The sequence below is a fragment of the Streptomyces sp. NPDC046881 genome (assembly GCF_040645015.1).
Classification (GTDB): domain Bacteria; phylum Actinomycetota; class Actinomycetes; order Streptomycetales; family Streptomycetaceae; genus Streptomyces.
Map to the genome: position 1 here is coordinate 51991 of NZ_JBEYXJ010000013.1, position 26959 is coordinate 78949.

Sequence of the window (26959 nt, forward strand, 5' to 3'; positions counted from 1 at the left end):
CTCAGCCGCCGATGTCCGGGGCGTAGGTCCCGAAGCTCCAGACGTTCCCCTCGGCGTCCCGGGCCATGTAGTCCCGCGAGCCGTAGTCCTGGTCCGTCGGGGGCATCAGGATCTCCACCCCGTGTTCCACGGCCCGCTGGTGGTGCGCGTCCACGTCGTCCACCACGACGTACACCCCGGCGGGTCCGGCGTCCTTCATCACCGTGTCGAAGAGGCCGCCGCGGCCCTTGGAGCCGATCATCACCGCGCCGCCGCCCTGGACCAGCTCGGCGTGCATCACCTTGCCGTCCTGCGTCTCGTACACCGACAGCTCGGTGAAGCCGAGGGCCTCCGTGAGCTGCCTGATCGCCGCCCTGGCGTCCGCGTACAGCAGCGTGGGACAGATGCCCGGCCGTGTGCCGCCACCCGTGCCTGCCATGCCGATCACTCCTTCGTGCATCGGTTGCGCCGTGCTTCCCGAGTCTCGCAGGCACCACCGACAGCGCCCCGGCCCGGCGGGCCGGCGGGCCGCGCCGCCCGCCGCCGAACGGGGGACTTCCGGTTCCCGCCCGCCCGGCGGCCCCGCCCGCCCGGCCGCCGGTGACTACGCTCTGCGCCTGATCCGGGACGGTGGATTCCAGTCGGCACCAAGGGGGCAAGGTGGCCTTTCCACCACACCGTCTCGTCGCCGTCCTCCTCACGGCCGTCGTCTCCCTCGGCCTGCTCGGCCTGGCCCGGCACGCGCGGCCCGCCCCCTACGGCGACCGGCTCCTGCCCGGCCGGTCCGGCGAGCCGCACCCGGACCCCCGGGCCTGGGCGGTGCGGGCGCACGACGGCGCCGTGGCCGGCTACGACAGCCGTACCGGAGCGCTGCGGTGGCGCTACGCGCGCGCGGGGCACCGCCCCGTCTCCGTGCTCCCCACGCGCGGGGAGGTGATCGCGCTCTGGGACGACGGACTGGTCACGGACACCGACGGCCGCTCCGTGCGCTGGCACCGGGCCCTGCCCGACGCGGCCGAGTGGCTCCCGGCCCAGGGCGGCACCGGCGTCCTGCGCCCCCTCGGCCGGGGCATCCTCGCGGTCGTCACCCCGCGCCGGGTCACCGCGTACCGCACCGCCGACGGCGACCTGCGCTGGGTGCTGCCCGCCCGGCAGGGCTGCGCGTTCCGGCCCGAGAGCGCCGTCCGGCGGGGCGCGGCCCTGCTCCTCGCCCAGCCGTGCGCGGACAGCGCCTGGACCGGGCAGCTCGTGGCCCTGGACGACCTGGGCCGGATCGCGCCAGGCCGCACCCCGCTGGGCAACGACCTGCCCGGCCCGCGCCCCGGCCCGCACCCCGGACACCTGGACGCAGAAAAACCGCTTGCCCGGCCCCGTTAGACTTGTTCCCATGGCCATTCTCCTCGCGCATTAGACGGCGGGAACGTCCTCAGCCGCCCACCCGCCAATCCCTGTACGCCCTGGAGTCTGTCCTTGATCTCCGCCTCCGGTATCGAGCTGCGCGCCGGTGCGCGCGTCCTCATCGAGAACGCCAGTTTCCGTGTCGCCAAGGGCGACCGCATCGGCCTCGTCGGCCGCAACGGCGCGGGCAAGACCACGCTGACGAAGTGCCTGGCCGGCGAGGGCATCCCGGCCGCCGGCCAGATCACCCGCTCCGGCGAGGTCGGCTACCTGCCGCAGGACCCCCGCACCGGTGACCTCGACGTCCTCGCCCGCGACCGCATCCTCTCCGCGCGCGGCCTCGACGTGCTGATCCGCAAGATGCGCGAGAACGAGGAGCGCATCGCCACCGGCAAGGGGTCCACCCGCGAGAAGGCCCTGAAGCAGTACGAGCGCCAGGAGACGGAGTTCCTCACCAAGGGCGGGTACGCCGCCGAGGCCGAGGCCGCCACCATCGCCGCCGCGCTGAACCTGCCCGACCGGGTGCTCGGCCAGCCGCTGCACACGCTCTCCGGTGGTCAGCGCCGCCGTATCGAGCTGGCCCGCATCCTGTTCTCGGACGCCGACACCCTGCTGCTCGACGAGCCGACCAACCACCTCGACGCGGACTCGATCATCTGGCTGCGGGACTACCTGAAGACCTACCGCGGCGGCTTCATCGTGATCTCCCATGACGTCGACCTCGTGGAGACCGTCGTCAACAAGGTGTTCTACCTGGACGCGAACCGGTCCGCGATCGACATCTACAACATGGGCTGGAAGCTGTACCAGCAGCAGCGCGAGGCCGACGAGAAGCGCCGCAAGCGCGAGCGCGCCAACGCCGAGAAGAAGGCCGCGGCCCTGCACTCGCAGGCCGACAAGATGCGGGCCAAGGCGACCAAGACCGTCGCCGCGCAGAACATGGCGCGCCGGGCCGACAAGCTGCTCGCGGGCCTGGAGGCGGTCCGGATGTCCGACAAGGTCGCCAAGCTCCGCTTCCCGGAGCCCGCGCCCTGCGGCAAGACCCCGCTGACGGCCGAGGGCCTGTCGAAGTCGTACGGCTCGCTGGAGATCTTCACCGACGTCGACCTCGCCATCGACAAGGGCTCCCGGGTGGTCATCCTGGGCCTCAACGGCGCCGGAAAGACCACGCTGCTGCGGCTGCTCGCGGGCGTGGAGCAGCCGGACACCGGCCAGGTCGTCCCCGGTCACGGCCTCAAGCTCGGCTACTACGCGCAGGAGCACGAGACGCTGGACGCCGACCGCACGGTCCTGGAGAACATGCGCTCGGCCGCCCCCGACATGGACCTGGTCGAGGTCCGCAAGGTGCTGGGCTCGTTCCTGTTCTCCGGCGACGACGTCGACAAGCCGGCCGGGGTCCTCTCCGGCGGTGAGAAGACCCGTCTCGCCCTCGCGACCCTGGTGGTCTCCTCGGCGAACGTGCTGCTCCTGGACGAGCCGACCAACAACCTGGACCCGGCCAGCCGCGAGGAGATCCTCGGAGCCCTGCGCACCTACAAGGGCGCGGTCGTCCTCGTCACCCACGACGAGGGCGCGGTCGAGGCGCTCCAGCCGGAGCGGATCATCCTGCTGCCGGACGGCGTGGAGGACCTGTGGGGCTCCGACTACGCGGATCTCGTCGCCCTGGCGTGATCGAAAGACTGATCCACAAAGACTGATCCACTGAGTATGGATCATTCGGCCCATCCGTGATCCATCATCTGTGTGAGATCTCCTCGTATCGAGGTGTGTCGTACACGGATTTTCCGGCCGATCCCCCGACAGTCGGGGGATCGGCCGCTTTGCCTTCCTGACCTGGTACTTCTCGAATCCGCTCGCTCGGAACCGTGGACCGCACCCCGTGGAATTTTCTATTCCGCTTGTGGGGATCGGCTCCTGTCGTCACAACGATGTCTCACGGACCTTGCCGAATGGGTGGCCATCACGCCCGGGAGGGGTGATCATGAGGAGACCAGAGCGCACTTCCCATGAGGAGGCACGGGTGGCCGAGACTCTGAAGAAGGGCAGCCGGGTGACCGGCGCCGCGCGCGACAAGCTCGCGGCAGACCTGAAGAAGAAGTACGACTCCGGTGCGAGCATCCGGGCGCTGGCCGAGGAGACCGGCCGCTCGTATGGCTTCGTACACCGGATGCTGAGCGAGTCGGGCGTCACGCTGCGTGGGCGTGGCGGAGCGACCCGCGGTAAGAAGGCCGCTTCGTCCTGACCCCGGGCGGCCCATCGGCTTCGATGGTGGCCACCCGGTCGGGAGACCGACCGGCCGGGTGGTTACTGTGCAGTCACTTAGCTTTGCTCTGCTGACCGCACCCATCGGAGGCGCCCCATGGCTTCGCCCGAGCAGGACCTCGCTCCCGCACTCGACAAGGACGGCGTACGGCTCACCGTCGACGACACGCTCGCCACGGTGACGCTGACCAACCCGGCCAAGCGCAACGCGCAGAGCCCCGCCCTGTGGCGGGCGCTCGCCGAGGCCGGGCGGCTGCTGCCGGGCTCCGTTCGCGTCGTCGTGCTGCGTGGCGAGGGCAAGTCCTTCTCCGCCGGGCTGGACCGTCAGATGTTCACCCCGGAGGGGATCCCGGGCGAGCCGTCCTTCATCGAACTCGCGCGCCGTGACGACGCCGGGCTCGACGCGACCATCGCCGAATACCAGGAGGCGTTCACCTGGTGGCGGCGGACCGACATCGTGTCCATCGCCGCTGTCCAGGGACACGCCGTCGGGGCCGGCTTCCAGCTCGCCCTCGGCTGCGACCTGCGGGTCGTCGCCGACGACGTTCAGTTCGCCATGCGCGAGACCAGCCTGGGCCTCGTACCCGACCTGACCGGCACGCACCCGCTGGTCGGGCTCGTCGGATACGCCCGCGCGCTGGAGATCTGCGCGACCGGGCGGTTCGTCGGGGCCGAGGAGGCGGTGTCGAGCGGGCTGGCCAACCTCGCGGTGCCCGCGGCCGAACTGGACGGGGCGGTCCGGGACTTGGCGGCGGCGTTGCTGGCCGCGCCGCGGGACGCGGTAGTGGAGACCAAGGCGCTGCTGCGTGGTGCCGTGGACCGCACGTACGACGAGCAGCGCGCGGCCGAGCGCGCCGCGCAGGCCCGGCGACTGCGGGACCTGGCCGGCCTCGGCGAATAGGCCGCCGGCAGCGGTGTGACCAGGACGCCGGCGCATCCGGCACGCCCTTTCGAAGGGCCGCACGCCTTTCCCGGGCCGTGCACGGCCGGGTGGGCCGCGCCGGTCGCCGGTCCCCCCGCGGACCCGACGGCACGGCGGCGCACTCGCGCCCGGGGGCGCTCCTCGCCGTGCCGCGGGTCCGGGGACGACGAGGGCTGCCTTCCCGGACGGCGGCCTCGTCCGGCCGACGGGAGAGGCTGGGCGAGGGGCGGTCCACACCGGGCGCGCGGAACCGTGCGGCCGGCTCTCCACGCGGCCGCACACGGAAGGCGGCCGTCAGAACCCGTGCCGGGTCCCGCCGTCCACCGGCACCATGACGCCGGTCACGTAGGAAGCCGCCGGGGACAGCAGGAACGCCGCCACCCGTCCGAACTCCTCGGGCGCCCCGTACCTCCGCAGCGGGATCCGGGACTCGTTCGCGGCACGGGTGGCCTCCGGGTCCGCGGAAAGCCCGTCCAGGTCGCGCATGCGGTCCGTGTCGATCCGCCCCGGCAGCAGCCCCACCACCCGGATCCCGCGCGGCCCCAGCTCGTCGGCGAGCGACTTGGCGAACCCGGCGAGTCCGGGCCGCAGCCCGTTGGAGATGGTCAGCCCGGGGATCGGCTCGTGCACCGACCCGGACAGCACGAACCCGATGGCACCGCCCTCGTCCAGCTCGGCCGCCGCCGCGCGGGCGAGCCGTACCGCGCCGAGGAACACCGTCTCGAACGCGGCGCGCCACTGCTCGTCGGTGTTGTCGGCGACGAACCCCGGCGGCGGCCCGCCCACGCTCACCAGCACCCCGTGGAAGCCGCCGAAGTGCTCACGCGCGGCGGCGATCAGCCGCTCGGGGGCCTCCGCGTCGGCGTTGTCCACGGCCACGCCCACCGCGCCCGGGCCCAGTTCCGCGGCGGCGTCGGCGACCTGCTTCTCGTCCCGCCCGGTGACGACCACCTTCGCCCCGTCGGCGAGGAGTTGCCGCGCGGCGGCGTTGCCCAGCCCGCGGGTGGCTCCGGTGACGACGTACACCCGGTCCTTCAGTCCAAGATCCATGGGTCCTATCCTGCCTCGTCGTCCCCGTACAGGGTCAGGGCGGTGTTCACCAGGCCGATGTGGCTGAACGCCTGCGGGAAGTTGCCCAGCTGACAGCCGTGGACGGGGTCGTACTCCTCGGCCAGCAGCCCCACGTCGTTGCACAGGCCCACCAGCCGGTCGAACAGTTCGCGCGCCTCCTTCGTCCGGCCGGTCAGATGCAGCGCGTCGGCCAGCCAGAACGAGCAGGCGAGGAAGGCGCCCTCGCCACCCGGCAGCCCGTCCACCACCGAGTCCTCGGTCTCGTAGCGGCGCAGGAAGCCGCCCTGGCCGAGGCCGTCGCGGATCGCGTCGACCGTGCCGACCACCCGCGGGTCCTCCGGCGGCAGGAACCCGACCCGCGGGATGAGCAGCAGCGCGGCGTCGAGTTCCCGGGAGCCGTAGTACTGGGTGAAGGTGTTCCGGTCCGGGTCGAAGCCCTTCTCGCACACCTCCCGGTGCACCTCGGCCCGGAGGGTGCGCCAGCCCTCCAGGTCGCCCGGCAGCTCCGGGTGCCGCTCCAGGGTCTGCACGGCCCGGTCGGCGGCCACCCACACCATCACCTTGGAGTGCACGAACTGGCGCCGGCCGCCGCGCACCTCCCACAGACCCTCGTCCGGCTGCCGCCACGCCGACTCCAGGAACGTCATCAGCGAGCGTTGCAGCGCCCACATGTGCGGCTTGCTGGGCAGTCCCGCGGCGCGGGCCAGCGACAGCGAGTCCATCACCTCGCCGTACACGTCGAGCTGGAGCTGGTCGACGGCGCCGTTGCCGGTGCGCACGGGGGAGGAGCCGGCGAAGCCGGGCAGCCAGGGCAGTTCGGTCTCCCCGAGCCGCCGCTCGCCCGCGACGCCGTACATGATCTGCAGGTCGGCCGGGTTGCCGGCGACCGCGCGCAGCAGCCAGTCGCGCCAGGCCTCGGCCTCCTCCTGGAAGCCCATGGAGAGCAGCGCGCCGAGCGTGAGGGTGGAGTCGCGCAGCCAGCAGTACCGGTAGTCCCAGTTGCGCACGCCGCCCGGCTTCTCGGGCAGCGAGGTGGTCGCCGCGGCGACGATCCCGCCGGTCGGTGCGTAGGTGAGCGCCTTGAGGGTGATCAGGGAGCGGACGACGGCGTCCCGGTAGGGACCGTCGTACGCGCACCGGCGGGCCCAGCGCCGCCAGTCGGTGACGCTGTGCTCCAGCGCCTCGTACGGGTCGATGAGCGGCGGGCGTTTCTCGTGCGAGGGGTGCCAGGTGAGCACGAACGCGATCCGCTCGCCCTCGGCGACGGTGAACTCCGCGTGGGTGCCGAAGTCCTCGCCCCAGGTGTGCACGGGCGGCTCGGAGCGCAGCCACGCGGAGTCCGGCCCGGCGACGGCCACCCGGTGGCCGTCCGAGCGGCGCACCCACGGCGTGATCGAGCCGTAGTCGAAGCGGAGGCGGAGCGTACTGCGCACGGTGACCCGGCCGCTGACGCCCTCCACGATCCGTACGACGTCGGGGGCGCGGTCGCGCTGCGGCATCAGGTCGGTGACGCGTACCGAGCCGTCGGCGGTCTCCCACTCGGTGTCCAGGACGAGGGTCTCCGGCCGGTAGGCCCGGCGGGTGCAGACGTCCGCGTCCGCGGGCGCGATCCGCCAGGAGCCGTGGTCCTCGTCGCCCAGCAGCCGGGCGAAGCAGGCCCCGGAGTCGAAGCGCGGCAGGCACAGCCAGTCGATCGAGCCGTCCCTGCCGACCAGGGCCGCGGTCTGCTCGTCTCCGATGAGGGCGTAGTCCTCGATGCGCGCGTCCACGGGATGCGGTTTCCCGGCGGGCCAGGGGGCCAATCAGGTGGTGCGCCGGGGGAGTGACGCCGGCGCGCGCAGCACCGCCTCGCGGCTCGCTGGCCTGGGGCTTCTTGTTCTTGCGGCACGCTCCGGTCGCACTCCCGCTCGCCCCCCTCTTCGACTGCACCCCGGCCCCACGGGTGGTTTACGCGTGATCTGCGGCTGTTCTGCGTACCCCTCCTCGCATGCCGGCTTCCGAGGACTTCCAAGGGAGGATGTTCATGACGTTCGGACTGATGCGCAGAGTAACGGCGGTGGCGGCTGTGTCGGCAGCCATGCTGGCCTTCACTGTCTCCACGGCGGACGCCTCTGCTCTCGACGGGCGCAGCGCGGCACGGTCATCGGCGCCTGCCGTGGTGCAAGCGGGCAGCTTCGACGGCAAGTGGATCATGGACCAGAGCAACGCCCCGCATGTGAGCCTCTTCCTGGGCGCTCCTGCCAGTGACGGCTCCTTCACCGGGTTCGCCTCCTGGGAAGGCAACAGCGGGGACATCGACGGCAGGCTCACCGGGGGCAACGTCGTCTTCTTCATTCACTGGAGCTTCGGACACACCGGCCGGTACGACGGACACCTGGGCTCGGACGGCAGGTGGTCCGGCGTGACCGTTGACATCAACGACCCGTCCAGCCAGGCCACCTGGGTCGCTCGCCGGGGTTAGACCGCCCGGCCCGTCACGGCGGAGTGACGCAGTGGTGCCCTTGTCCACGCGTTGCCTCTCCGCCGTGATGTGTCCCAGCAGTACCGTCCATCGTCCGGGCTTGAGGCCGGCGATCAGCAAACAACAGGCACTCAGACCGCGGCCGGTGCGCTCTCCTCCGGCTGCCGCTCGGCGGAGGCCTCCTCCCGGTCGCGGAGCTCCCGCCGGACCAGGAACCACCAGCCGACCGGGACGGCCGCCGCGAACAGCCACCACTGGATCATGTACGCGTAGTTCAGCGGTGCGTCCTCGCTGCCCGGGTCGGAGATCTGCTCCGGGGAGCCGCCCCTGGCCGCGGGCGCCGTCTGCTGGATGTAGCCGCCGAGCACCCGCGCGCCGAGCCGCCGCGCCTCGTCGGCGCTGTTGATCAGCATGATCTGCCGGTCGGGCAGGCCCGCGACGTTCTTGATGCCGCTCGCCGCGGTGGTCTCGTCGGCCATCAGCCGCCCGGTGACGGTGGTCCGGCCGGCCGGCGGGGCGGGGACCTTCGGGAAGGCGGTCTGCACGCCGTTCGCGGGGATCCAGCCGCGGTTGACGAGCAGCACCTTGCCGTCGTCGAGGAGGAAGGGGGTGAGGACGTGGAAGCCGACCTCGCCGTCGGAGTTCGTGCGGCGCCGGACCACGACCTCCCGGGCGGTGTCGAAGGTGCCCGTCGCGGTGACCGTGCGGTACTTCTCGGTGCGGGTCACGGTGTGCCCCGGGGAGGTCAGCCGCTCGACCGGGACCGGCTCGGCGTGCAGCGCGGCGGAGACCAGGTCGTTGCGGGCGGTGCGCTCCTCGTACCGGTGCTGCTGCCAGAAACCCAGCCGGATCATCGTCGGGATCAGCGCGATCGCGACGAGCGTGAGGATCACCCACTGGCGGGACAACAGGAAGCGGTAACGGTGCACCCCACGACGGTACCTCCGGGCCGTGGGGTGCAATCAGGCGGGTACCGGGTCACACCCGGTCGACGATGCCGGTCCTCCCCTCCTGGCGGGCGCAGTGCGCGCCGCAGTACCAGTGGCCCTCCACCTCCACGCCCTGCCCGATGATCTGCACCCGGCAGTGCTCGCAGATCGGGGCCATGCGGTGGATCGCACAGGAGAAGCAGTCGAAGACGTGCACCGCGCCCTGCGCGTGCACCTCGAAGGACATTCCGTAGTCATTGCCGCAAACTTCGCATGTCGCCATGGGCCACAGGGTGAGCCGTCGGCCGATCGCCCGGCGAGCGGGCGCCGGGTGAGTCGTGGGGCAACCACCCGTTCGTACGATCACTCGGCCCGGACCCGGCTACTCGTCGGCGGGCTCGACATCCCTCAGCAGCTGCCCGAACGCGGCCTCGTCCACGATCGGTGTGCCGTACTGCCGGGCCTTGACCGTCTTCGACGTGCCCGAGTCGGGGTCGTTGGTCACCAGCAGGCTGGTCAGCCGGGAGATGCTGCCGGCGACGTGCAGCCCGGCCTCGGTGGCGCGGTCCTCCAGCAGGTCCCGCTCGGTCGAGGTGTCACCGGAGAAGGCCACCCGCATGCCCTGTTTGAGGCGTTTGCCGTCTTCATAGCGGCCTGGGTTGGGATAGGGGCATGCGGGCCTTTTGCGGGACGGGCGCCAACTGCTCGCCCGGTAGGCGCCGTAACCACCCGACGACTGCCGGGGCACCGGCCGGTCCGACCACTCCGTCAGCGGCCGGCACTCCAGCAGCGGCAGCCGTACACCGCCCTGCGCCGCGGCCAGCAGACTCGGCCGGAACGCCTCCGCCAGCACACGCGCGTCGTCCAGCGCGTGGTGCGCCCGCTGCTGCACGACCCCGAAGTGCGCCGCCAGCGACTCCAGCTTGTGGTTGGGCAGCGGCAGCCCCAGCTCCTTCGACAGCGCGATGGTGCACAGCCGTTGCCGCACCGGCGCCTCGCGCCGCACGCGCGCGTACTCCCGCGCGATCATCTGCCAGTCGAAGACGGCGTTGTGCGCGACGAGCACCCGGCCGTCCAGACGGGTGGCGAACTCCTCGGCGATGTCCCCGAACAGCGGAGCGCCTTCGAGGACGTCACTCGTCAGACCGTGTATCCACACCGGCCCCGGATCCCGCTCCGGGTTGACCAGCGTGTACCAGTGGTCCTCGACCTCGCCGCGCGCGTCCAGCCGGTACACGGCCGCGGAGATGATCCGGTCGTCCCGGGCCAGGCCGGTGGTCTCCACGTCAACGACCGCGTATCCCTTCGGATACACGGCCGGCCACTGGGTGGGGGAGGACACTGCGGTCGCACGGTCTTCGAGCATGGTCATTGAGGATACGGGCCACGACTGACAGCGCGGCTCCTCAGGTCCCGGCCGTACGGCGTCACCCATGGGCCGCCACCAGGTCCCCGGCGGTCGGCGGCGCGTGTCCGCAGCCCCCGGCCGGGCCGGGCAGCCGGTGGAACCCGCCGGTCGCGCCCTCCGGCGCCACCCCGCCGTGCAGCAGCGCCGCGAACACCTGCCTCCTCGCCGCCGTTTCACCCGCACGGGTGCCGGCGTCCACCGCGTCCCCGGAGAAGCGCGCCGCCGCAGTCGCCCCCGCGGTCAGGACCGTGGGCGTACGGAGGTGCGGGCGCCGGTCGCCTTCCACGCGCTGGGCGTCGGTACGGCGGCCCCACGCGCCGGGGTGGGATCCTCCCTGCTGTGACGGAACCCACCCACGACGAGGCCCACGGCGGCGCCCTCGGCTCCCGGCTGAACTGGCTCCGCGCGGCCGTGCTCGGCGCGAACGACGGCATCGTCTCCACCGCGGGACTGGTCGTCGGCGTGGCCGGCGCGACCGGGAGCCGGGCCGCCCTGCTCACCGCCGGACTGGCCGGCCTGCTCGCCGGCTCGATGTCCATGGCGGCCGGCGAGTACGTCTCCGTCTCCACCCAGCGAGACTCCGAGATGGCCGCGCTGGCCGTGGAGAAACGGGAGCTGCGTGAGCAGCCCGAGGCCGAACTGCGGGAGCTGACCGACCTGCTGGAGGCGCGCGGCCTGTCCCGCGACGTGGCCCGCGAGGCCGCCGAACAGCTCACCGCGCGGGACGCGCTGAAGGCCCACGCGCGCGTGGAGCTGGGCATCGACCCGGACGAGCTGACCAACCCCTGGAACGCGGCCTGGGCGAGCTTCCTGTCGTTCACCGCGGGCGCGCTGCTGCCCCTGCTGGCCATCGTCCTGCCCCCGGCCGGCTGGCGCCTCCCGGTCACCGTCGTCTCGGTCCTGGCCGCCCTCGCCCTCACCGGCTGGTCCAGCGCCCGCCTCGGCGCGGCGGCCCCGAAACGGGCGGTACTGCGCAATGTGGCCGGCGGGGCGCTGGCGATGGGGGTGACGTACGCGGCGGGGAGCCTGCTGGGGGCGGCGGGGGTGTGACCGGCCGTCAGTCGATGACCAGGCGCTCGCGGGGGAACAGATGGGTGCCGAGGACGTTTTCGCAGTCGTGGAGCTGGATCTCCACGTCGTGCAGGGGGGCCAGCGTGGTCAGGTCCAGCGGGCCGCAGCGGGAGAAGGAGACGGACTTCAGGGCGGGGAGTTGCGCGAGTGCCTCGATGTGGTGCACCTGGGTGATCCTGCGGAGGTAGACAGAGGCCAGCGTCCGATGGGGCGTCAGGTCGCCGAGGTCGACCTCGTGGACGTCGAGGACTTGAAGCGATTGCAAGGGCGAGAAGGGCCCGGCGGAGAGGAAATCGCGCCACTGCCGGTCGTCGTGCACGCTCAGCCAGGTCAGTGAGGTGAGGGCCTCCAGTCCGGTCAGCCGCATGAGACAGGCGTGATCAAAGAAGCTCAGGCCCGTCAGTCGGGGGGCGAAGGGCAGTTCGTCCAGGCCTCTCTCCGCGGGGAGGAAGTTCAAGGACAGATGGTGGAGCTCGGGCAGGTCCGACAGCGGTGCCAGGGAGAACCCGTCCTCGAAGCCGTCCAGATAGATCCTGCTCAGGGGCAGGCCGGACAACGGACGCAGATCGGTGACCGACGGGCACCGGTTGAGGGACAGCTCACGCAACCGCGGCAGTCCCCTCAGGGGTGCGAGGTCGCTGACCACCCCGTTCAGGGAGAGCCCCAGGAACTCGAGGTTCTCGTTCTCCAGGGCCTCGGGAGGAAGACCGTGGTCGCCGATCAGGTTCAGCCTCGTGAGCCGGGGAAGCCGGGGCAGCAGCGCCAAGGCCTCGGCATCGCGTACGTTCAGGAGCTGTCCCGCGCCACCGTTCTCCTCGAGCACTGCTTCGAAGTACTCCCTGGTGTCGAAGGACCCCCAGCCGAAGTCGAGTTCCGCGACCACCCGTGGGCGCCGGTCCGCACGGAACCGCGAGATCACCCGCAGCGCCGCCTCGCCCCCGATCAACCGCGCGGTACGGACCACCGCAGCCGCCTCGCGCTCCGTCAGCCCCTCCGGCCCCGGCAACAGCTCCAGCACCAGTTCCCCGGCCCGGGCGAGCGCTTCGGCCTGCTTGGAGGTGTACGGCGGCATCAGCGCACCGGCCCGCTCCTCCACCTCCGCGCGCACCGCCGGATCCAGCTCCGGCGCGTGCTCCAGGCTCGCCGCCGCGAGCAGGACCAGCCGCTCCCGGTGCCGCGCCGTCCGGTCCGCGCGCCGCAGCAACTGCCGCAGCAGCCGGCCGCGTTCCTCCACGCGCGCGTGCCCCACCGCCATCCGTACGACGTCGTCCCACTGGTCGTCGTGCGCGTTGCGGACCAGCACGCCGAAGTCCCGGGCCTCGACGGCCGCCTTCGCGCCCAGGTAGTCCTGGAAGGTGCGGTGGACGAAGTCGACGGCACCCGGCACCGGTTCGCGCAGCAGTCCGCTGCGGTTCAGCAGATGGGTGAAGACCTGCTCGGCGTCCCCCTGCGCCCGCACCTGGGGCATCGCGGCCAGCCACTCGTCCAGCATCCCGACGACGTCCTGCCGGGCGGCCTCCGCCTGCCCGTTGCGGATCAGCCAGTAGGCCAGCCGCTGGAGCAGCGCCGTCTGCTCGTCCCGGGACAGTACGAGCCCCTCCACGGAGGTGATCTCCCGCTCGGTGTCCCGCCGTACCAGCAGCATGTCCAGGGCGGCGTCGTACAACTCCTTGCGGGCCCGCGGCAGATGCATGCGCCGGTCGCGGTTCAGGGCGCACAGCAGGGCGCACATCAGGGGGTTGGTGGCGAGCCGGCCCAGGTCACGGCGGGTGGTCACCGCCTCGTGCAGGCTCTCCTCGTACCGCGCCAGCAGGTCCCGCTCGCCGTCCGACGGGCACTCCCGCCGCGCCGCCTCGTGCCAGTGCCGGACGAACGCCCTGATGTCGTCCCGGTCCATCGGCAGCAGGGTGTGCGTGCTGAAGTCCTGTCCCGCCAGCCAGCCGTCCGGCACCGCCGAGGGGCGGGTCGTCACCACGTACCGCGCCTTCGGGAACGCTGTGATCAGCGACCGGAGCCAGTGCTCGGTACGGCCGCGCAGCCGCTGCGGCACCTCGTCCACCCCGTCCACCAGGACCAGCGCGCGGCCGGCGGCGAGCAGTTCCTCGGCCCACCCCTCCGGCGCCCGTAGCGGCACCCCGGCGGCCGGCAGGAACTCCTCCGGCATCGGCAGGCCGTCCGGTGTGTTGAAGGCCCTCAGCCGCAGCACGAACGGCACGCAGCGGTTCCAGTCCGCCAGCTCGGGGCCGAAACCCTGCCGGGCCGCGTTCAGCGCGAGCCACTGCAGCAGGGTCGACTTGCCGGACCCGGCCTGCCCCCGCAGCACGAGCCGGCGGCAGTCGGCCAGCGCCTGTTCCACCCGCACGGCCGGCGCCGCCGCACCGACCCCCTCGGCGTGCGGCTCGTACCGGTGCCGTCCGGTCACCCCGAGGGACAGGTACGCCGTCTCCAGCGGCCACTCGGCACGGCGCCGGCCGCCCAGGGTGACCCCGTAGAGCTCCAGCCGGGAGTGCGCCTCGGCAATGAAGTCCGCGTACCGCTGTTCGAACCCTAGGAAGCGCGCCTCGCCGGAGTCGTTCCGCTGCCGCAGCAGCGCCCCGGACCGGCGGGTCTGCTCCACCGCCGCCCGCGCCGGGAACGACGGTTCGGCGGTGAGTTGTTCGACGATGTGCGCGCAGCACAGGGCGAGCAGTTCGCCGTACAGATCACGTCCCCGTGGGGCGAGACCGGCCGGCGGACGCTCCAGCTCCGCCGCGAGCCGCCCGGGATCCAGGTCGGCGGCGAAGAGCCGGCCCGCGTCCAGCGGGCCCGCCGCCGCGAAGGTGTCCTGCACGGCGGTCATGGCCGCGAGCCGCTCGTGCTCCGGCAGCGTCGCGTACCGGGAGGAGATCCGTTCCGCCAACACCCGCGCCAGCTTCTCCGGGGCCGCAGGACCGGGCAGCGGCCGGACCCGGTCCGGCACCAGTCCCGCTCCCGGCTTCGCGGTGAACAGCGACTTCGCGGCCGACGACGCCACGGTCGTCGCCAGCCGGAGCAGCAGAGTCTCCAGTCCGTGCATCCCCCGGTCCTCCCCGTTTCCGCCTGCCGCATCGTAGGACCGGGCCCCGCGCCGGGCTACGGCACCTCGCCGCGCGCCCCGCGCGGGAGGCGACGTACCGTGAAGGGCGCCCCCACCCCGGGCGCACCCGCCCACACCCCCGGGCGCACCCCCGACCTCGCACGACCCCGCACGAGAAGGATCCCCGCCATGCGCGCCACCACCATCCACGCCCCGTACGACATGCGCGTGGAGGACGTGCCCGAGCCCGTGGTGCAGCTGCCCACCGACGCCGTCGTGCGGGTGCTGCGGGCCTGTATCTGCGGCAGCGACCTGTGGGCGTACCGGGGCGAGGCGGCCCGGCAGCCGGGGCAGCGGATCGGGCACGAGTTCCTGGGCGTCGTGGAGGAGACCGGCTCCGACGTGGGCACCGTCCACCGAGGCGACCTGGTCGTCGCGCCCTTCATGTGGTCCGACGGCGTCTGCGCCTACTGCCGCGAGGGCCTGACGACGTCCTGCGAGCACGGCGGCTTCTGGGGCTCCGTCGGCTACGACGGCGGGCAGGGCGAGGCCGTCCGCGTGCCGTTCGCCGACGGCACCCTGGTGCGGCTGCCCAAGGAGGCGGCCTCCGACGAGCGCCTGCTGTCCGCCCTGCTGACCCTGTCCGACGTCCTCGGCACCGGCCACCACGCCGCCCTCGGCGCGGGCGTCCGGCCCGGCGCCACGGTCGCGGTCGTCGGTGACGGCGCGGTCGGCCTGTGCGCCGTCCTGGCCGCCAAGCGGCTCGGCGCCGAGCGGATCATCGCGCTCGGCCGGCACGAGACCCGTACCGGCATCGCGCGCCGGTTCGGCGCCACCGACGTGGTCGCCGAACGCGGGGACGCGGCCGTCGAGGCGGTCCGCGAGCTGACCCGCGGACAGGGCGCCCACTGCGTCGTGGAGGCGGTCGGCACCGAGCAGTCCATGCGGACGGCCGTGAACGTCACCCGCGACGGCGGCGCCATCGGCTTCGTGGGCGTGCCCCACGGCAGCGGCACCGGCCTGGACCTCGGCGTGATGTTCGACCGGAACATCGCCCTGCGCGGCGGTGTCGCCCCGGTCCGCGCCTACATCCCCGACCTGCTGCCCGACGTGCTCGACGGCACGATCGACCCCTCGCCGGTGTTCGACATGACCGTCGACCTGGAGGGCGTGCCCGCCGGCTACAAGGCCATGGACGAACGCACCGCGCTCAAGGTGCTGGTGACCGCATGACCGCATGACCGCATGACCGCATGACCGACTGCACCGGCGGCGTCCACACCATGGACGGCGTCAAGGACTGAATCAACGTCGTCCACCTCACCGCCACTCGGCCGGGTCCGAACCCCAGGGCACCGGAGGCCCGGCCCAGGCGGTGGGACCGCCGGCGAAGGACACGGGCGGCCGGGCGTGCCGCAGCCGGCCCAGCGGGCTGTCCGTCCCGGCCAGCCAGGCGTCCGGGCCCGGGTACGGCGCGCCCTCGGCCGGGCCCGGCCGGATGCCGTCCGTGAGCCAGCGGGCGGTCCGGGCCAGCGCCAGCCTGACCAGCCGGCTCCCGCCCTCGTACGACTGCTCGGTCAGGGCCCGCAGCACGGCCGCCGCCAGCAGATAGCCGGTGCCGTGGTCGAGGGCCTGCGCGGGCAGCGCGCCGGGCCGCTCCGCCGTGCCCTCGGTCACCGCGATGCCGGTCGCGACCTGCACCAGGCTGTCGAAGCCGCGCCGCCCGCCCCACGGCCCGTAGCCGCCCCACGCCGACACCTGGGCCACCACCAGTCCGGGGTGCCGTTCGGCCAGCGCGTGCGGTGTGAGCCCGAACCGGTCCAGGGCGCCCGGCCGGTACCCGGTCACCACGACGTCGGCCCTGCTCAGCAGCTCCTCGAAGGTGTCCCGGCCGGCGGCCAGGTCGAGCACGGCGGACCGCTTGCCGAAACCGGTGTCGGCCTGCTGGTCGGGGAGTTCGGGCAGCCACGGCGCGTCCAGGCGCAGGACGTCCGCGCCCAGCAGGGCCAGGGTGCGGGTGGCGACCGGGCCCGCCAGCACCCGGGTCAGGTCCAGCACCCGCAGTCCGGCGGCGGGCAGCAGGGGAGCGGCGGCCGGGTCCAGGGGTGCCGGCGCGCGCGCGGGAGCCGCGTCCAGCCGTACGCGCTCCACCAGCGGCCGGGCGGCCACCTCGGCGGCCTGCGGGTGCGCCCGCCACTCCCCGGGGGAGCGCAGGGCCACCGCGAGACCGCCGGCGCCGTAGACGGCCTCCTCGGTCTCCCGGGCGGAGCGCTCGGCGAGCCGGCCGGCGACCGCCTCCGCCGAGGCGTCCGCCGGCAGGCCCAGCGCGCCGAGCAGCCGGGCCCGGTGGTGCGGGTAGTTGGCGTGGGTGCGCACCCAGCCGTCCGCCGTGCGCCAGAACCGCGACAGCGGGGCGAAGACGTCCGGTGTCCGGCCGTCGACCCGGAGGAGCCGCTCGCTGTGGAAGGCGGCGGCCACCGCCCCGTCGTCCACGGTGACCGCCGGTACCTCCGTGAGCCCGGCCCGCCGTGCCCCCAGCTCGGCGGCGGCCAGCGCGCACGCTCCGACACACGCGCGGGCCAGTTCGCGGACGGGCAGCCGCGCGTCGAGCACGTCCCGGCGGACGACCGCCGAGACGCGCCGCGCCAGACCGGGGTGCCCGCCGACGGCCTCCCAGGCATCATTGATTCCTGTCATGACTTCACTATGCAGTATTGATTGAATCAACCTATGGCTGTTCGGGGCGACGGAGGCTCAACCCCGTCCAACACTGCACGGAGCCCGGCTGCCTACTCGACCGCGCGCAGTGCATTGACCACGCCGAAGCCGTAGAAGCCGTTCACCCGCTTGCCGCCGACGCAGGTCGCGTCCACGACGCCGTCCCCGTTCCCGTCGTACGGCTCGGCCGGGCAGCCCGGGTTGTCCGCCTGCGCCTTCAGCAGCGCCCGCAACTGCGCCGGGGTGGCGTGCGGGTGGGCCGACTTGAGCAGCGCGGCCACCGCGGCCACGTGCGGCGAGGCCATCGAGGTGCCCTGCAGGAAGCCGTACTGGTTGTTCGGCATGGTGGACAGGATGCGCCCGTTCTTCGACGGCGTGTCCGGGATCTGGTACTTGTCGCCGCCCGGGCCCGCGACGTCGACGACGCCCCGGCCGTAGCTGGAGTAGTACGACTTGGTGCCCTTCACGCCCACGGCGCTCACGGTCACCACACCGGGCAGCTGGGTCGGCACGTCGAAGCACTCGTGCGGGTCGATCGTGCGGGTCTGCGCCGTCGAGTCGTCGGGGCTGGAGTCGTCCACGATCGCGTCGGCGTCCAGGTCGTGGTTGGAGTTGCCCGCCGAGGCGACGTTGAGCGTGCCCTTGCGCTGGGCGTACAGCTGGGCCCTGTTGACCGCGTCAACGATGGCACGTTGATCGGGGTCGTCCATGCAGTTGTACAGCCACGGGTCCACGTAGTAGCTGTTGTTGGTGATCTCGATGCCGTGGTCCGCGGCGAACACGAACGCGCACACCACGCTCTCCGGATAGAACAGCGAGGTCGAGTCCGGCTGCGACACCGTGATGCTCGCGACCTTCACGCCCGGCGCCACACCGGCCACGCCCGTGCCGTTGCGGGCGGCGGCTATCTCACCGGCCACATGGGTGCCGTGGTAGTGGTCGGCGTCCGCCGGCCGCCACGCGCCGTACGTCGTGTCCGCCTTGCCGCTCACGCAGCTCGCCGACTGGGACGCGGAGAAGTTCGGGGCGATGTCCGGGTGGGTGTCGTCGACGCCCGTGTCGATGACCCCGACCGTCACGTTCCGGCTGCCCGGGTTGATCCGCGCGGCCCGGTCGGCGCCGATCGCCCGCAGGTCCCACTGGTCCGCCTCCAGCGGCTCCTCGCCCGCGGCCGCGCTCGACGCGAGCCGCGCCTGCTCCGCCCGGGACAGCACCTGCGCCGACCCCTCGTCCGTCGTCCCCGCCGCGCTGAGCGGCGCGGTACGGGTGGCGCCCGCCGAGTCGACCCCGCGCACCGCACGCATCCGCGCGCCGAAGTCCGGGTTCGCGGAGTGGACGACGATGACGCCGATCCGGTCGTAGGTGGCCACGACCGTACCGCCGTTGCGCGCTATCTCCCGCCGCACGGACGCGATCGTGCCGTGGTCGCTACGGGTGTTGACCACGTAGGCGAGATTGGGGCCGTCCGCCGCCCGCGCCACCGTGCCGGCGGCGGGTGCCGCGGAGGCCGCCGACGGCAGGAAGCCGAGCGAGGCGGTCAGCGACAGCACGACCGGCACCGCGAGCGCGAGGCGGCGTCTGGAGCGCAGATGAGCCATGGGATCTCCACATCATCCGGATACGGAACCGCCCGGAACACGGGTCGTGTTCGGGCAGGTACATGACGGGTGGTGCAGGCCGAAGCTATCTGCCGCGCCCGATCTCCGAAAGAGCCCGACGGACTTGAACCGCTCCGCGCGCGGCGCCGTGACCGTGGACGGAGGGCCCGGCACCGCCGCCGCCCTCCGCCGGGATCACGCAACGGAGTCGACCGGCGACAAGCGGTAACGTGATCCCGATCCTGTGAGGCCAGACAGCGCATGTCCGTGACGCGAGGAGAGCCCGTGGCTACCGAGACACCGCCACCCGCGAAACCCCAAGCTTCCCTTCCCTCCACCGAGGAGTTCACCGAGGTGCAGCAGAGCGCGGAGTTCGGTGAACTGCGCCGCGCCCACCGCTCCTTCGCCTTCCCGCTGACCATCGCCTTCATCGCCTGGTACCTGCTGTACGTCCTGCTGTCGAACTACGCGGGCGGCTTCATGGGCACCAAGGTGGCCGGCAACGTCAACGTGGCCCTCGTCCTGGGCCTCGCCCAGTTCCTCACCACGTTCCTCATCGCCTGGTGGTACGCGCGGCGCGCCGCCGCCCGGCTCGACCCCAAGGCCGAGGCCATCAAGTCCCGGATGGAGGGCGGAGCATGAGCCCCGTTCAGCACACCCTGCTCGCCGCCGGCGAGGCCTCCGAGCACCGGACGCTGATCATCACCCTGTTCGCGGTGTTCGTCGCCGCGACCCTCGTCATCACCGTCTGGGCCGGCCGGCAGACCAAGGACGCCGCCGACTTCTACGCCGGCGGACGGCAGTTCACCGGCTTCCAGAACGGCCTCGCCGTCTCCGGCGACTACATGTCCGCCGCGTCCTTCCTCGGCATCGCCGGCGCCATCGCCCTGTTCGGCTACGACGGCTTCCTGTACTCCATCGGCTTCCTGGTCGCCTGGCTGGTCGCGCTGCTCCTGGTCGCCGAGCCGCTGCGCAACTCCGGCCGCTACACGATGGGCGACGTCCTCGCCTACCGGATGCGCCAGCGCCCCGTCCGTACGGCCGCGGGCACCTCCACGATCGTCGTGTCGATCTTCTACCTGCTGGCCCAGATGGCCGGTGCCGGCGTCCTCGTCTCCCTGCTCCTCGGCATCACCAGCGACAGCGGCAAGATCGGCATCGTCGCCCTGGTCGGCGTGCTGATGATCGTGTACGTCACCATCGGCGGCATGAAGGGCACCACCTGGGTCCAGATGGTCAAGGCGGTCCTGCTGATCGTCGGCGCCCTGCTGCTGACCTTCCTGGTGCTGCTCAAGTTCGACTTCGACATCTCGGACCTGCTCGGCAAGGCCGCCGACAACAGCGGCAAGGGCAGCGCCTTCCTGGAGCCCGGACTGAAGTACGGCGCCACCGGCACCACCAAGCTGGACTTCATCTCGCTCGGCATCGCCCTGGTCCTGGGCACCGCCGGCCTGCCGCACATCCTGATCCGCTTCTACACGGTCCCCACCGCCAAGGCCGCCCGGAAGTCCGTCATCTGGGCGATCGGACTGATCGGCGCCTTCTACCTGATGACCCTCGCCCTCGGCTTCGGCGCCGCCGCGCTGATCAAACCGGAGGAGATCATCACCTCCAACAAGGCGGGCAACACCGCCGCCCCCCTGCTGGCGCTCCACCTGGGCGGCGTCGACTCCGACTGGGGAGCCGTCCTGCTCGCCACCATCTCCGCGGTCGCCTTCGCCACCATCCTCGCGGTCGTCGCCGGACTGACCCTGGCCTCGTCGTCCTCGTTCGCGCACGACATCTACGCGAACGTCATCAAGAAGGGCCAGGCCACCGAGAAGCAGGAGATCGGCGCGGCCCGCTGGGCGACCGTCGGCATCGGCGCGGTCTCGATCGTCCTCGGCGCCCTGGCCCGCGACCTGAACGTGGCCGGCCTGGTCGCCCTCGCCTTCGCGGTCGCCGCCTCCGCCAACCTGCCGACCATCCTCTACAGCCTGTTCTGGAAGCGGTTCACCACCTCGGGCGCCCTGTGGTCGATCTACGGCGGCCTGGTCACCGCGGTCGGCCTGGTGCTGTTCTCCCCGGTGGTCTCCGGCAAGCCGACCTCGATGTTCCCCGGCGTCGACTTCCACTGGTTCCCGCTGGAGAACCCCGGCATCATCTCCATCCCGGTCGGATTCCTGCTCGGCGTCGTGGGCACCCTGCTGTCGAAGGAGACCCCGGACGCGGGCAAGTACGCGGAACTGGAGGTGCGGTCCCTGACCGGCACCGGAGCCCACTGACGGTTCCCACGGACGACCGCGTCGTGCGGGCCTGTACGGTCCTACGACGCGGTCGCGTCCCACCTCGTGGGATCGGTCGCTGTCGTTGTCACCGGTGTCACGTAGGCTCGCAGGTGTCGGGCGACCCACGCCCGGCCGAGAACCGGATGACCGGCAGCGGGAGGGGGCCCACGTGCTCATCGACACCTACGGCCGAGTGGCCACCGACCTGAGGGTCTCGCTCACCGACCGGTGCAACCTGCGCTGCACGTACTGCATGCCCGAGGAGGGCCTGCAGTGGCTGGCCAAGCCGGACCTGCTCACCGACGACGAGATCGTCCGGCTCATCGACATCGCGGTCCGCACCCTCGGCATCGAGGAGGTCCGCTTCACCGGCGGCGAGCCGCTGCTGCGCCCGGGCCTGGTCGGCATCGTCGAGCGCGTCGCGGCCCTCGCCCCGCGCCCGCAGATGTCCCTCACCACCAACGGCATCGGCCTCAGGCGCACCGCGACCGCCCTGAAGGCGGCGGGCCTGGACCGGGTCAACGTCTCCCTGGACACCCTCCGCCCGGACGTCTTCAAGACCCTCACCCGCCGCGACCGCCACAAGGACGTCCTGGAGGGCCTGGAGGCCGCCCGCGAGGCCGGGCTGAACCCCGTCAAGGTCAACTCGGTCCTGATGCCGGGCCTGAACGACGACGAGGCCCCGGACCTGCTCGCCTGGGCGGTGGAGCACGACTACGAGCTGCGCTTCATCGAGCAGATGCCCCTGGACGCCCAGCACGGCTGGAAGCGCGAGGGCATGGTCACCGCCGGCGACATCCTCGCCTCCCTGCGCACCCGCTTCGACCTCACCCCCGAGGGCGCGGACGAGCGCGGCTCGGCACCGGCGGAGCGCTGGCTGGTGGACGGCGGCCCGCACCGGGTCGGCGTGATCGCCTCCGTCACCCGGCCGTTCTGCGCCGCCTGCGACCGCACCCGCCTCACCGCCGACGGCCAGATACGCACCTGCCTGTTCGCCACCGAGGAGACCGACCTGCGCGCGGCCCTGCGCTCGGGCGCCCCGGACGAGGAGATCGCCCGGATCTGGAAGCTCGCGATGTGGGGCAAGAAGGCCGGCGCGGGCCTGGACGACCCCGCCTTCGTCCAGCCGGACCGCCCCATGTCGGCGATCGGCGGCTAGCACCGCTGTCCGTGCCGGACCGGGGCCGTGGCGGCTTGCGTGGACCCGTCGGCCGGCTCGACGTGTCAGGCCGGGCGTCCCGCGCCACCGCGGACAGGCGGAAACCGCCGACGGCCGCGGGGGATTGACCGTCGGCGGTGGCTCGGTGAGCGGGCGCCGGCCGCTGCGAGCAGGTGCGTCAGCCCGCCTGCGGGAGGGTGGGGCGCATCAGTGCCCGGGCGTCGGCGTCCCCGGCGGTCAGCCCGCTCAGGATGCCCTCCACCGTCTCGCTGGCCTCACGGAACAGCGCGCGCCCCGACGGCGTCAGCTGGACCAGTGAGCCGCGGCCGTCCCCGGGGGACGGTTTGCGTGCCGCATAGCCCGCGTCGACCATCTGGGTCAGCAGCCGGGAGACCTGGGGCTGGCTGCGCGAGGACCGGGAGCTGAGCTCTCCCGAGCGGATCCAGCCGCGCTCGTGCCACATCACGTCCATGACTTCGTAGGCGCTCACGCAGAGGTTGTGCCGGTCGGACAGAGCTCGTTCGACCGCCTGGTTCATGCGCGCGGTGACGCGTACACAGGACAGCCACTGGTCGCCAAGAGAGTTCACCACGCCCATGAGTGTAAGTTCACCGTCCCCCGCTTGTCTATTCATTCGCATACATGTACCTTCCTCGGCGGAAGGAGGCTCACGATGACTGAAACGATCTCCGAGGTGGAGACCGGACAGCACCAGCAGGCGCCCGCCCCCTGGACCCCGATGGCCGTGGTGGGCGTGGCCCAGTTGATGGTCATGCTCGACTCGACGGTGGTGAACGTGGCGCTGCCGTCCATCGGCGCCGACCTGCCGGCGGGCCCGTCGGCACTGCAGTGGACGATCAGCGCCTACGTGCTGATGTACGGCAGTCTTCTGTTGTTCGGCGGCCGTGTCGCCGACGTGCTCGGCCGCCGGCGCTCGTTCCTCACCGGGCTGACGCTCTTCACGGTCGCGTCGGTGCTGTGCGGACTGGCGGGCAACGAGGAACTCCTGGTGACGGGCCGGGCCGTGCAGGGACTGGGTGCCGCGTTGCTGTCGGCCGCCGCCCTCTCGATCGTCCTGGCCGTCTATCAGCTCCCGCAGCAGCGCAAGATCGCCCTCACCGTCTGGAGCGGACTCGGCGTGCTCGGCGCCACCATCGGTGTGGTGCTGGGCGGCCTCATCGTGACGGCGATCAGCTGGCGCTGGGCGTTCCTGATCAACATCCCGGTGGGTGCCGCCGCCTTCGCGGGCGCGTTGCGCGCCGTGCCGCCCCTGTCCGCGACGACCTCGCGCCCCCTGCGCATCCCCACCGCGGCCCTGGCCACCGCGGGCCTGGCGGGACTGTCGTACGGGCTGATCCGGCTCCAGGACGGCATGACCACCCCGGCCGCCTGGATCAGCATCGGTGTGGCCGCGGTGCTGCTCACCGTGCTGACCGTGGTGGAACTGTCCGAGAGCGACCCCCTGCTGCCGCTGCACCTGCTGCGCATCCCGACCTACTGGCTCGCCAGCATCGGTCTGCTGCTCGCCGCCGCAGTGATGATCAGCAGCTCCTACCTGGCCAGCATCTACTTCCAGAAGGCGCACGGCATGAGCGCGCTGGCCGCCGGTCTGTCGCTGCTGCCGATGGGCCTGGCCTCGCTCGTCGTCGCCCTCGTCGTGCCCAAGCTGGTCACCGCGCTCGGCCCCGGCGGCCTCTACGTCTCGGGTGTCGTCGCACAGCTGATCGGTGCGGGCGTGCTCGCGACCGGGACCTCCAGCGTGGCCGTGACCGTCCTCGCGCTGGCCGTCATCGGTGCCGGCCTGCCCAGCTGCTTCGTCCCGCTGTACGGGATCGGCAGCTCCCATGTGCGGCTGCAGGAGTCCGGCGTCGGTTCGGGACTGCTCAACACGTTCAACCAGACGGGGGCCGCCCTCGGCATCGCCGTCATCGGCACCGTCCTGACGACCACCATCCGCCACGAGACCGGTTCGGGTGCGTCCGTCGCCGACGCGACGACCACCGGCGTCGGCCACGGCTTCCTCGCCCTGTGCGTCTGCGCCGCCGTCGCCTTCGTCGTGGCGCTGGTCCTGCGGCACCTGACCCGTTCCGGCCGGCCGGCCGCCCAGCGGTCCTGAAAGGGGCGCGTGCGTGACCACCGTTACCGCATCCACGGACCTCCACGACCGCGTCGAGGAAGCCGTCGAACGCTCCCGCCGAGCGTCCGGCGCGGTCGACGGGAAGCTCGGCGTCTTCGTGACGCCGTTGCACGACGAAGCCCTGGAGGCCCACCGGAACCACCCCCGGCAGGGCCCGCTCACCGGGGTGACCCTGGGCGTGAAGGACGTCATCTTCGAGTCCTCCGCCCCCACCACCGCACAGAGCCGTGTCGCCCTGGCCGCCTGGCCCGAGGGCCAGCCCGAGGCCACGGTGATCTCCCGGCTCAAACGCGCCGGAGCGGTCGTCGTCGGCAAGACCGCCACGATGGAGTACGCCCTCGGCGTCCAGGACGGCACCGGCCCGGGGCCCGTCAGCCGCAACCCGTGGAACACGGACCGCTGGGCCGGCGGGTCGAGCTCCGGCTCGGGCAGTGGCGTGATGACCGGCTGCTTCGACGCCGCGATCGCCACCGACACCACGGGCAGCCTGCGCATCCCGGCCGCCTACACGGGCGCCACGGGCCTGAAGGCCACCCGCGGCCGGGTGCCCACCACGGGGATCTACCCGCTCGCCCCGTCGCTGGACACGGTGGGCCCGATCGCCGGCTCCGTCGACCTGTGCGCCCGCCTGCTGCAGGTCATGGCCGGCCCCGACCCGGACGGCGACCCGTTCGCCGCCACCGAGCCCGTCGGCGACTGGATCGCCGCGCTGGACGCGGACGTCGCCGGCCTGCACATCGGCGTGGACACACTGGAGGCGCACGCGGACGCCGGCGTCGATCCCGCCCAACCGGCCGTTTTCCAGCGCGCGTTGCACGCTCTGGACGACCTCGGGGTGCGCCGTTCGGCCGCCGAGGTGCCCGCCTACCCGCTGCTCAACGTGGTCGGCAACGTGCTCATGCTGGCGGAGGCCCACGAGATCCACCACGACAGCCTGGTCCGGGACTGGGCGCACTACGGCCGCGGAGCCCGCTGGGTGTTCGCGGCCGGCGAGTCCATCAGCTCCCGCGACTACCTGCGCGCCCAGCGGCTGCGGGACACCCTGGCCCGCCAAGTCCAAGCGCTCTTCGACCGGTTCGACGTACTCGTCACGCCCACGTGCCACCTCGGCGCGCCGGCGCTGGACCGGATGCACCCGCTGGACCCGTCGACCTATCTGGGGTCCATGCACACCACGGCATGGAGTGTCACGGGGCATCCCGTCGCGGTCGTACCGATCGGCTTCACCGAGGACGGCCTGCCCCTGTCGATGTCGATCGTGGGCCCCTACTGGCGCGAGGACCGGGTCATCGCCGTCGCGAGCGCCTTCCAACGCCTCACCGATCACCACCGCCGGCGCCCCGGGGTGTAGGCGGACGCCTGCGCCACGGGTGAGACAGGAGAGAGAAGATGACGATCAGTCAGCTGGAGCAGCTCACCGACGAGGACCGGGGCGCCGTGGCCGCGGCGGCCCAGGTGGTCGAGCAGCTCACCGCGGTGTTGCGGGAGGTTCCCTGCGAGGTCGCCCGGCCGGTTCGGGCGGGCCTGGCACCGCAGGGTGAAACCGGCCGGTAACCCTGTACCAAGGGGTCCGTTCAGGCGTCGCCGCCCGAACGGACCCCTGCGTCGTTCCGAGACTCGCTACTTATGCGTTTCCTTGATCATTTACTGTCTTTCCCCCGCTGAAAAGCGCGCCGTGGAAACGGTTCTCCGAGATGGGCGTTCAACCGTCCCGAGCGCCGGGAGTTCCAGGGAATTCCGGGTGTCGTACAAGCGTCTCGCCTCCTCGATCAGAGGTGTGTATTCCGCCGACCAATCCACCAGGGACTGCACCACCTGCAACAGGCTTTCCCCTAAGGGCGTGAGGTGATACGTCACACTCGGCGGCCGGTCGTCGGTGACCCGACGTTCTATCAATCCGTCCCGCTCCAGCCTGACCAGTGTCTCGGACAGGACCTTGGCGGAGACCCCGCGCAGTGCTGCGCGCAGATCGCTGAATCTCGTCACGCCGCGGCTTATGTGGCCGCATACCGGCATGGTCCATCGCTCGCCAATACGGCTGAACACAAGACGAGCAGGACATGTCTGCTTGTCCACTTTTCCCCCGTAGTGGGCAGTTACCTCGGCGTAATCATATGAGCCGGAGGTGAGTTCGTCACGGTGAAGTGCGCCACTGCCTTCGGGTACAACCGGTTCCCGTCAGACGCTCAATGAAGGGACCGGCATGACGACTTCTCCGCTCCAGGTGAAGAGTGCCCTCTCCGAGGCCGCCCGAGCCTCTTCCGCCTGGAACTCCGCAGGTGCCACCGTCCGTTTCGTCCTCTCGGACCCCGACGTCGACGTCGTACTCGATCCGCAGGGCCGGGAGACCGACGCGACACCCACCCACGTGCTGAAGATCAGCTGGTCCGACCTGCGGGACATAGCCGACGGCCGGCGCAGCTTCCTGCGTTCCCTGACGGGCCGGCGCTTCACCGCACACGGCCCCGTGATGCAGACCATCGCCTTCGGGCACGCCCTGGCGACGTTCCGGCTCGACCACTGA

At 72.2% G+C, this 26959-nt stretch carries 26 protein-coding genes; 14 read left to right on the plus strand and 12 right to left on the minus strand.

Annotated features, from left to right (window positions below; translation table 11 throughout):
• Position 1 precedes the first annotated feature (1 nt).
• The gene (locus ABZ923_RS09455; RefSeq protein ID WP_361468918.1) at positions 2-418 is read right to left on the minus strand and encodes a VOC family protein; all 417 of its coding nucleotides are present in this window, start codon (positions 416-418) and stop codon (positions 2-4) included.
• A 221-nt stretch (positions 419-639) separates the two neighbouring features.
• Between ABZ923_RS09455 and ABZ923_RS09460 the strand changes: the two genes are divergently transcribed.
• From ABZ923_RS09460 to ABZ923_RS09475, 4 genes are all read left to right on the plus strand, one after another.
• The gene (locus ABZ923_RS09460) at positions 640-1356 is read left to right on the plus strand and encodes a hypothetical protein (protein WP_361468921.1); all 717 of its coding nucleotides are present in this window, start codon (positions 640-642) and stop codon (positions 1354-1356) included.
• Positions 1357-1449: 93 nt separating this feature from the next.
• The gene (locus tag ABZ923_RS09465) at positions 1450-3048 is read left to right on the plus strand and encodes an ABC-F family ATP-binding cassette domain-containing protein (RefSeq protein WP_361468924.1); all 1599 of its coding nucleotides are present in this window, start codon (positions 1450-1452) and stop codon (positions 3046-3048) included.
• 349 nt (positions 3049-3397) lie between these two features.
• On the plus strand, positions 3398-3619 hold the full coding sequence (locus tag ABZ923_RS09470; protein WP_004002281.1) for a helix-turn-helix domain-containing protein: 222 nt from the start codon (positions 3398-3400) through the stop codon (positions 3617-3619).
• 117 nt (positions 3620-3736) lie between these two features.
• The gene (locus ABZ923_RS09475) at positions 3737-4540 is read left to right on the plus strand and encodes an enoyl-CoA hydratase/isomerase family protein (protein WP_361468927.1); all 804 of its coding nucleotides are present in this window, start codon (positions 3737-3739) and stop codon (positions 4538-4540) included.
• Positions 4541-4855: 315 nt separating this feature from the next.
• Here ABZ923_RS09475 and ABZ923_RS09480 read toward each other — a convergent pair whose 3' ends face one another.
• Both ABZ923_RS09480 and ABZ923_RS09485 read right to left on the minus strand, forming a co-directional pair.
• Positions 4856-5611 carry an SDR family oxidoreductase gene (locus tag ABZ923_RS09480; RefSeq protein WP_361468930.1) on the minus strand — a complete coding sequence of 252 codons (756 nt, stop codon included), beginning with the start codon at positions 5609-5611 and terminating at the stop codon, positions 4856-4858.
• Between the two features lie 5 nt (positions 5612-5616).
• Positions 5617-7401 carry a glycoside hydrolase family 15 protein gene (locus tag ABZ923_RS09485; protein WP_361468933.1) on the minus strand — a complete coding sequence of 595 codons (1785 nt, stop codon included), beginning with the start codon at positions 7399-7401 and terminating at the stop codon, positions 5617-5619.
• A gap of 254 nt (positions 7402-7655) precedes the next feature.
• On the opposite strand from ABZ923_RS09485, the gene ABZ923_RS09490 reads away from it, so the two are divergent.
• Positions 7656-8093, plus strand: coding sequence for a hypothetical protein (locus ABZ923_RS09490; RefSeq protein ID WP_361468935.1), 438 nt, complete (start codon positions 7656-7658; stop codon positions 8091-8093).
• Between the two features lie 131 nt (positions 8094-8224).
• Here the strand turns inward: ABZ923_RS09490 and ABZ923_RS09495 are convergent, their stop codons facing one another.
• The 4 genes from ABZ923_RS09495 to ABZ923_RS09510 form a co-directional block, all read right to left on the minus strand.
• A complete protein-coding gene (locus ABZ923_RS09495) occupies positions 8225-9022 on the minus strand; it encodes an SURF1 family protein (protein WP_361468937.1) in 798 nt (265 codons plus the stop codon).
• A 49-nt stretch (positions 9023-9071) separates the two neighbouring features.
• Complete coding sequence (locus ABZ923_RS09500) at positions 9072-9305, minus strand: hypothetical protein (protein ID WP_078894583.1); 234 nt, start codon at positions 9303-9305, stop codon at positions 9072-9074.
• A gap of 99 nt (positions 9306-9404) precedes the next feature.
• Positions 9405-10388: a DEDDh family exonuclease gene (locus ABZ923_RS09505; protein ID WP_361468939.1), complete on the minus strand. Its 984-nt coding sequence runs from the start codon at positions 10386-10388 to the stop codon at positions 9405-9407.
• A 61-nt stretch (positions 10389-10449) separates the two neighbouring features.
• Entirely contained in the window at positions 10450-10716 is a 267-nt protein-coding gene (locus ABZ923_RS09510) for a hypothetical protein (RefSeq protein ID WP_361468941.1), read from the minus strand.
• Positions 10717-10769: 53 nt separating this feature from the next.
• Between ABZ923_RS09510 and ABZ923_RS09515 the strand changes: the two genes are divergently transcribed.
• A complete protein-coding gene (locus tag ABZ923_RS09515) occupies positions 10770-11480 on the plus strand; it encodes a VIT family protein (protein WP_361468942.1) in 711 nt (236 codons plus the stop codon).
• A 7-nt stretch (positions 11481-11487) separates the two neighbouring features.
• On the opposite strand, the gene ABZ923_RS09520 is transcribed toward ABZ923_RS09515, so the two are convergent.
• Positions 11488-14556 (minus strand): NACHT domain-containing protein, encoded by a 3069-nt coding sequence (locus ABZ923_RS09520; protein WP_361468945.1) that lies wholly within the window; start codon positions 14554-14556, stop codon positions 11488-11490.
• 189 nt (positions 14557-14745) lie between these two features.
• Here ABZ923_RS09520 and ABZ923_RS09525 point away from each other — a divergent pair, with 189 nt between their 5' ends.
• Positions 14746-15789, plus strand: coding sequence for a zinc-dependent alcohol dehydrogenase family protein (locus tag ABZ923_RS09525; protein ID WP_361468948.1), 1044 nt, complete (start codon positions 14746-14748; stop codon positions 15787-15789).
• Positions 15790-15876: 87 nt separating this feature from the next.
• Here ABZ923_RS09525 and ABZ923_RS09530 read toward each other — a convergent pair whose 3' ends face one another.
• Positions 15877-17253: a CoA transferase gene (locus ABZ923_RS09530; protein ID WP_361468951.1), complete on the minus strand. Its 1377-nt coding sequence runs from the start codon at positions 17251-17253 to the stop codon at positions 15877-15879.
• 92 nt (positions 17254-17345) lie between these two features.
• A complete protein-coding gene (locus tag ABZ923_RS09535; RefSeq protein ID WP_361468953.1) occupies positions 17346-18872 on the minus strand; it encodes a S8 family serine peptidase in 1527 nt (508 codons plus the stop codon).
• A 285-nt stretch (positions 18873-19157) separates the two neighbouring features.
• Between ABZ923_RS09535 and ABZ923_RS09540 the strand changes: the two genes are divergently transcribed.
• From ABZ923_RS09540 to moaA, 3 genes are all read left to right on the plus strand, one after another.
• Entirely contained in the window at positions 19158-19514 is a 357-nt protein-coding gene (locus tag ABZ923_RS09540) for a DUF485 domain-containing protein (RefSeq protein ID WP_361468955.1), read from the plus strand.
• Positions 19511-21136 (plus strand): cation acetate symporter, encoded by a 1626-nt coding sequence (locus ABZ923_RS09545; RefSeq protein WP_361468958.1) that lies wholly within the window; start codon positions 19511-19513, stop codon positions 21134-21136. Before ABZ923_RS09540 ends, ABZ923_RS09545 begins: the two co-directional genes overlap by 4 nt.
• A gap of 172 nt (positions 21137-21308) precedes the next feature.
• The gene (moaA, locus tag ABZ923_RS09550) at positions 21309-22298 is read left to right on the plus strand and encodes a GTP 3',8-cyclase MoaA (protein WP_361468961.1); all 990 of its coding nucleotides are present in this window, start codon (positions 21309-21311) and stop codon (positions 22296-22298) included.
• Between the two features lie 178 nt (positions 22299-22476).
• Here moaA and ABZ923_RS09555 read toward each other — a convergent pair whose 3' ends face one another.
• Positions 22477-22890 (minus strand): MarR family transcriptional regulator, encoded by a 414-nt coding sequence (locus tag ABZ923_RS09555; RefSeq protein ID WP_361468963.1) that lies wholly within the window; start codon positions 22888-22890, stop codon positions 22477-22479.
• Between the two features lie 81 nt (positions 22891-22971).
• On the opposite strand from ABZ923_RS09555, the gene ABZ923_RS09560 reads away from it, so the two are divergent.
• From ABZ923_RS09560 to ABZ923_RS09570, 3 genes are read left to right on the plus strand one after another with little or no spacing between them, the layout of a single operon-like run.
• Entirely contained in the window at positions 22972-24414 is a 1443-nt protein-coding gene (locus tag ABZ923_RS09560) for an MFS transporter (protein WP_361468966.1), read from the plus strand.
• Positions 24415-24427: 13 nt separating this feature from the next.
• The gene (locus ABZ923_RS09565; RefSeq protein WP_361468968.1) at positions 24428-25786 is read left to right on the plus strand and encodes an amidase; all 1359 of its coding nucleotides are present in this window, start codon (positions 24428-24430) and stop codon (positions 25784-25786) included.
• Between the two features lie 38 nt (positions 25787-25824).
• Positions 25825-25989: a hypothetical protein gene (locus ABZ923_RS09570; protein ID WP_361468971.1), complete on the plus strand. Its 165-nt coding sequence runs from the start codon at positions 25825-25827 to the stop codon at positions 25987-25989.
• Between the two features lie 90 nt (positions 25990-26079).
• Here ABZ923_RS09570 and ABZ923_RS09575 read toward each other — a convergent pair whose 3' ends face one another.
• Positions 26080-26511, minus strand: coding sequence for a helix-turn-helix domain-containing protein (locus ABZ923_RS09575; protein WP_361468972.1), 432 nt, complete (start codon positions 26509-26511; stop codon positions 26080-26082).
• A 127-nt stretch (positions 26512-26638) separates the two neighbouring features.
• Here ABZ923_RS09575 and ABZ923_RS09580 point away from each other — a divergent pair, with 127 nt between their 5' ends.
• Entirely contained in the window at positions 26639-26959 is a 321-nt protein-coding gene (locus ABZ923_RS09580; protein ID WP_361468975.1) for a hypothetical protein, read from the plus strand.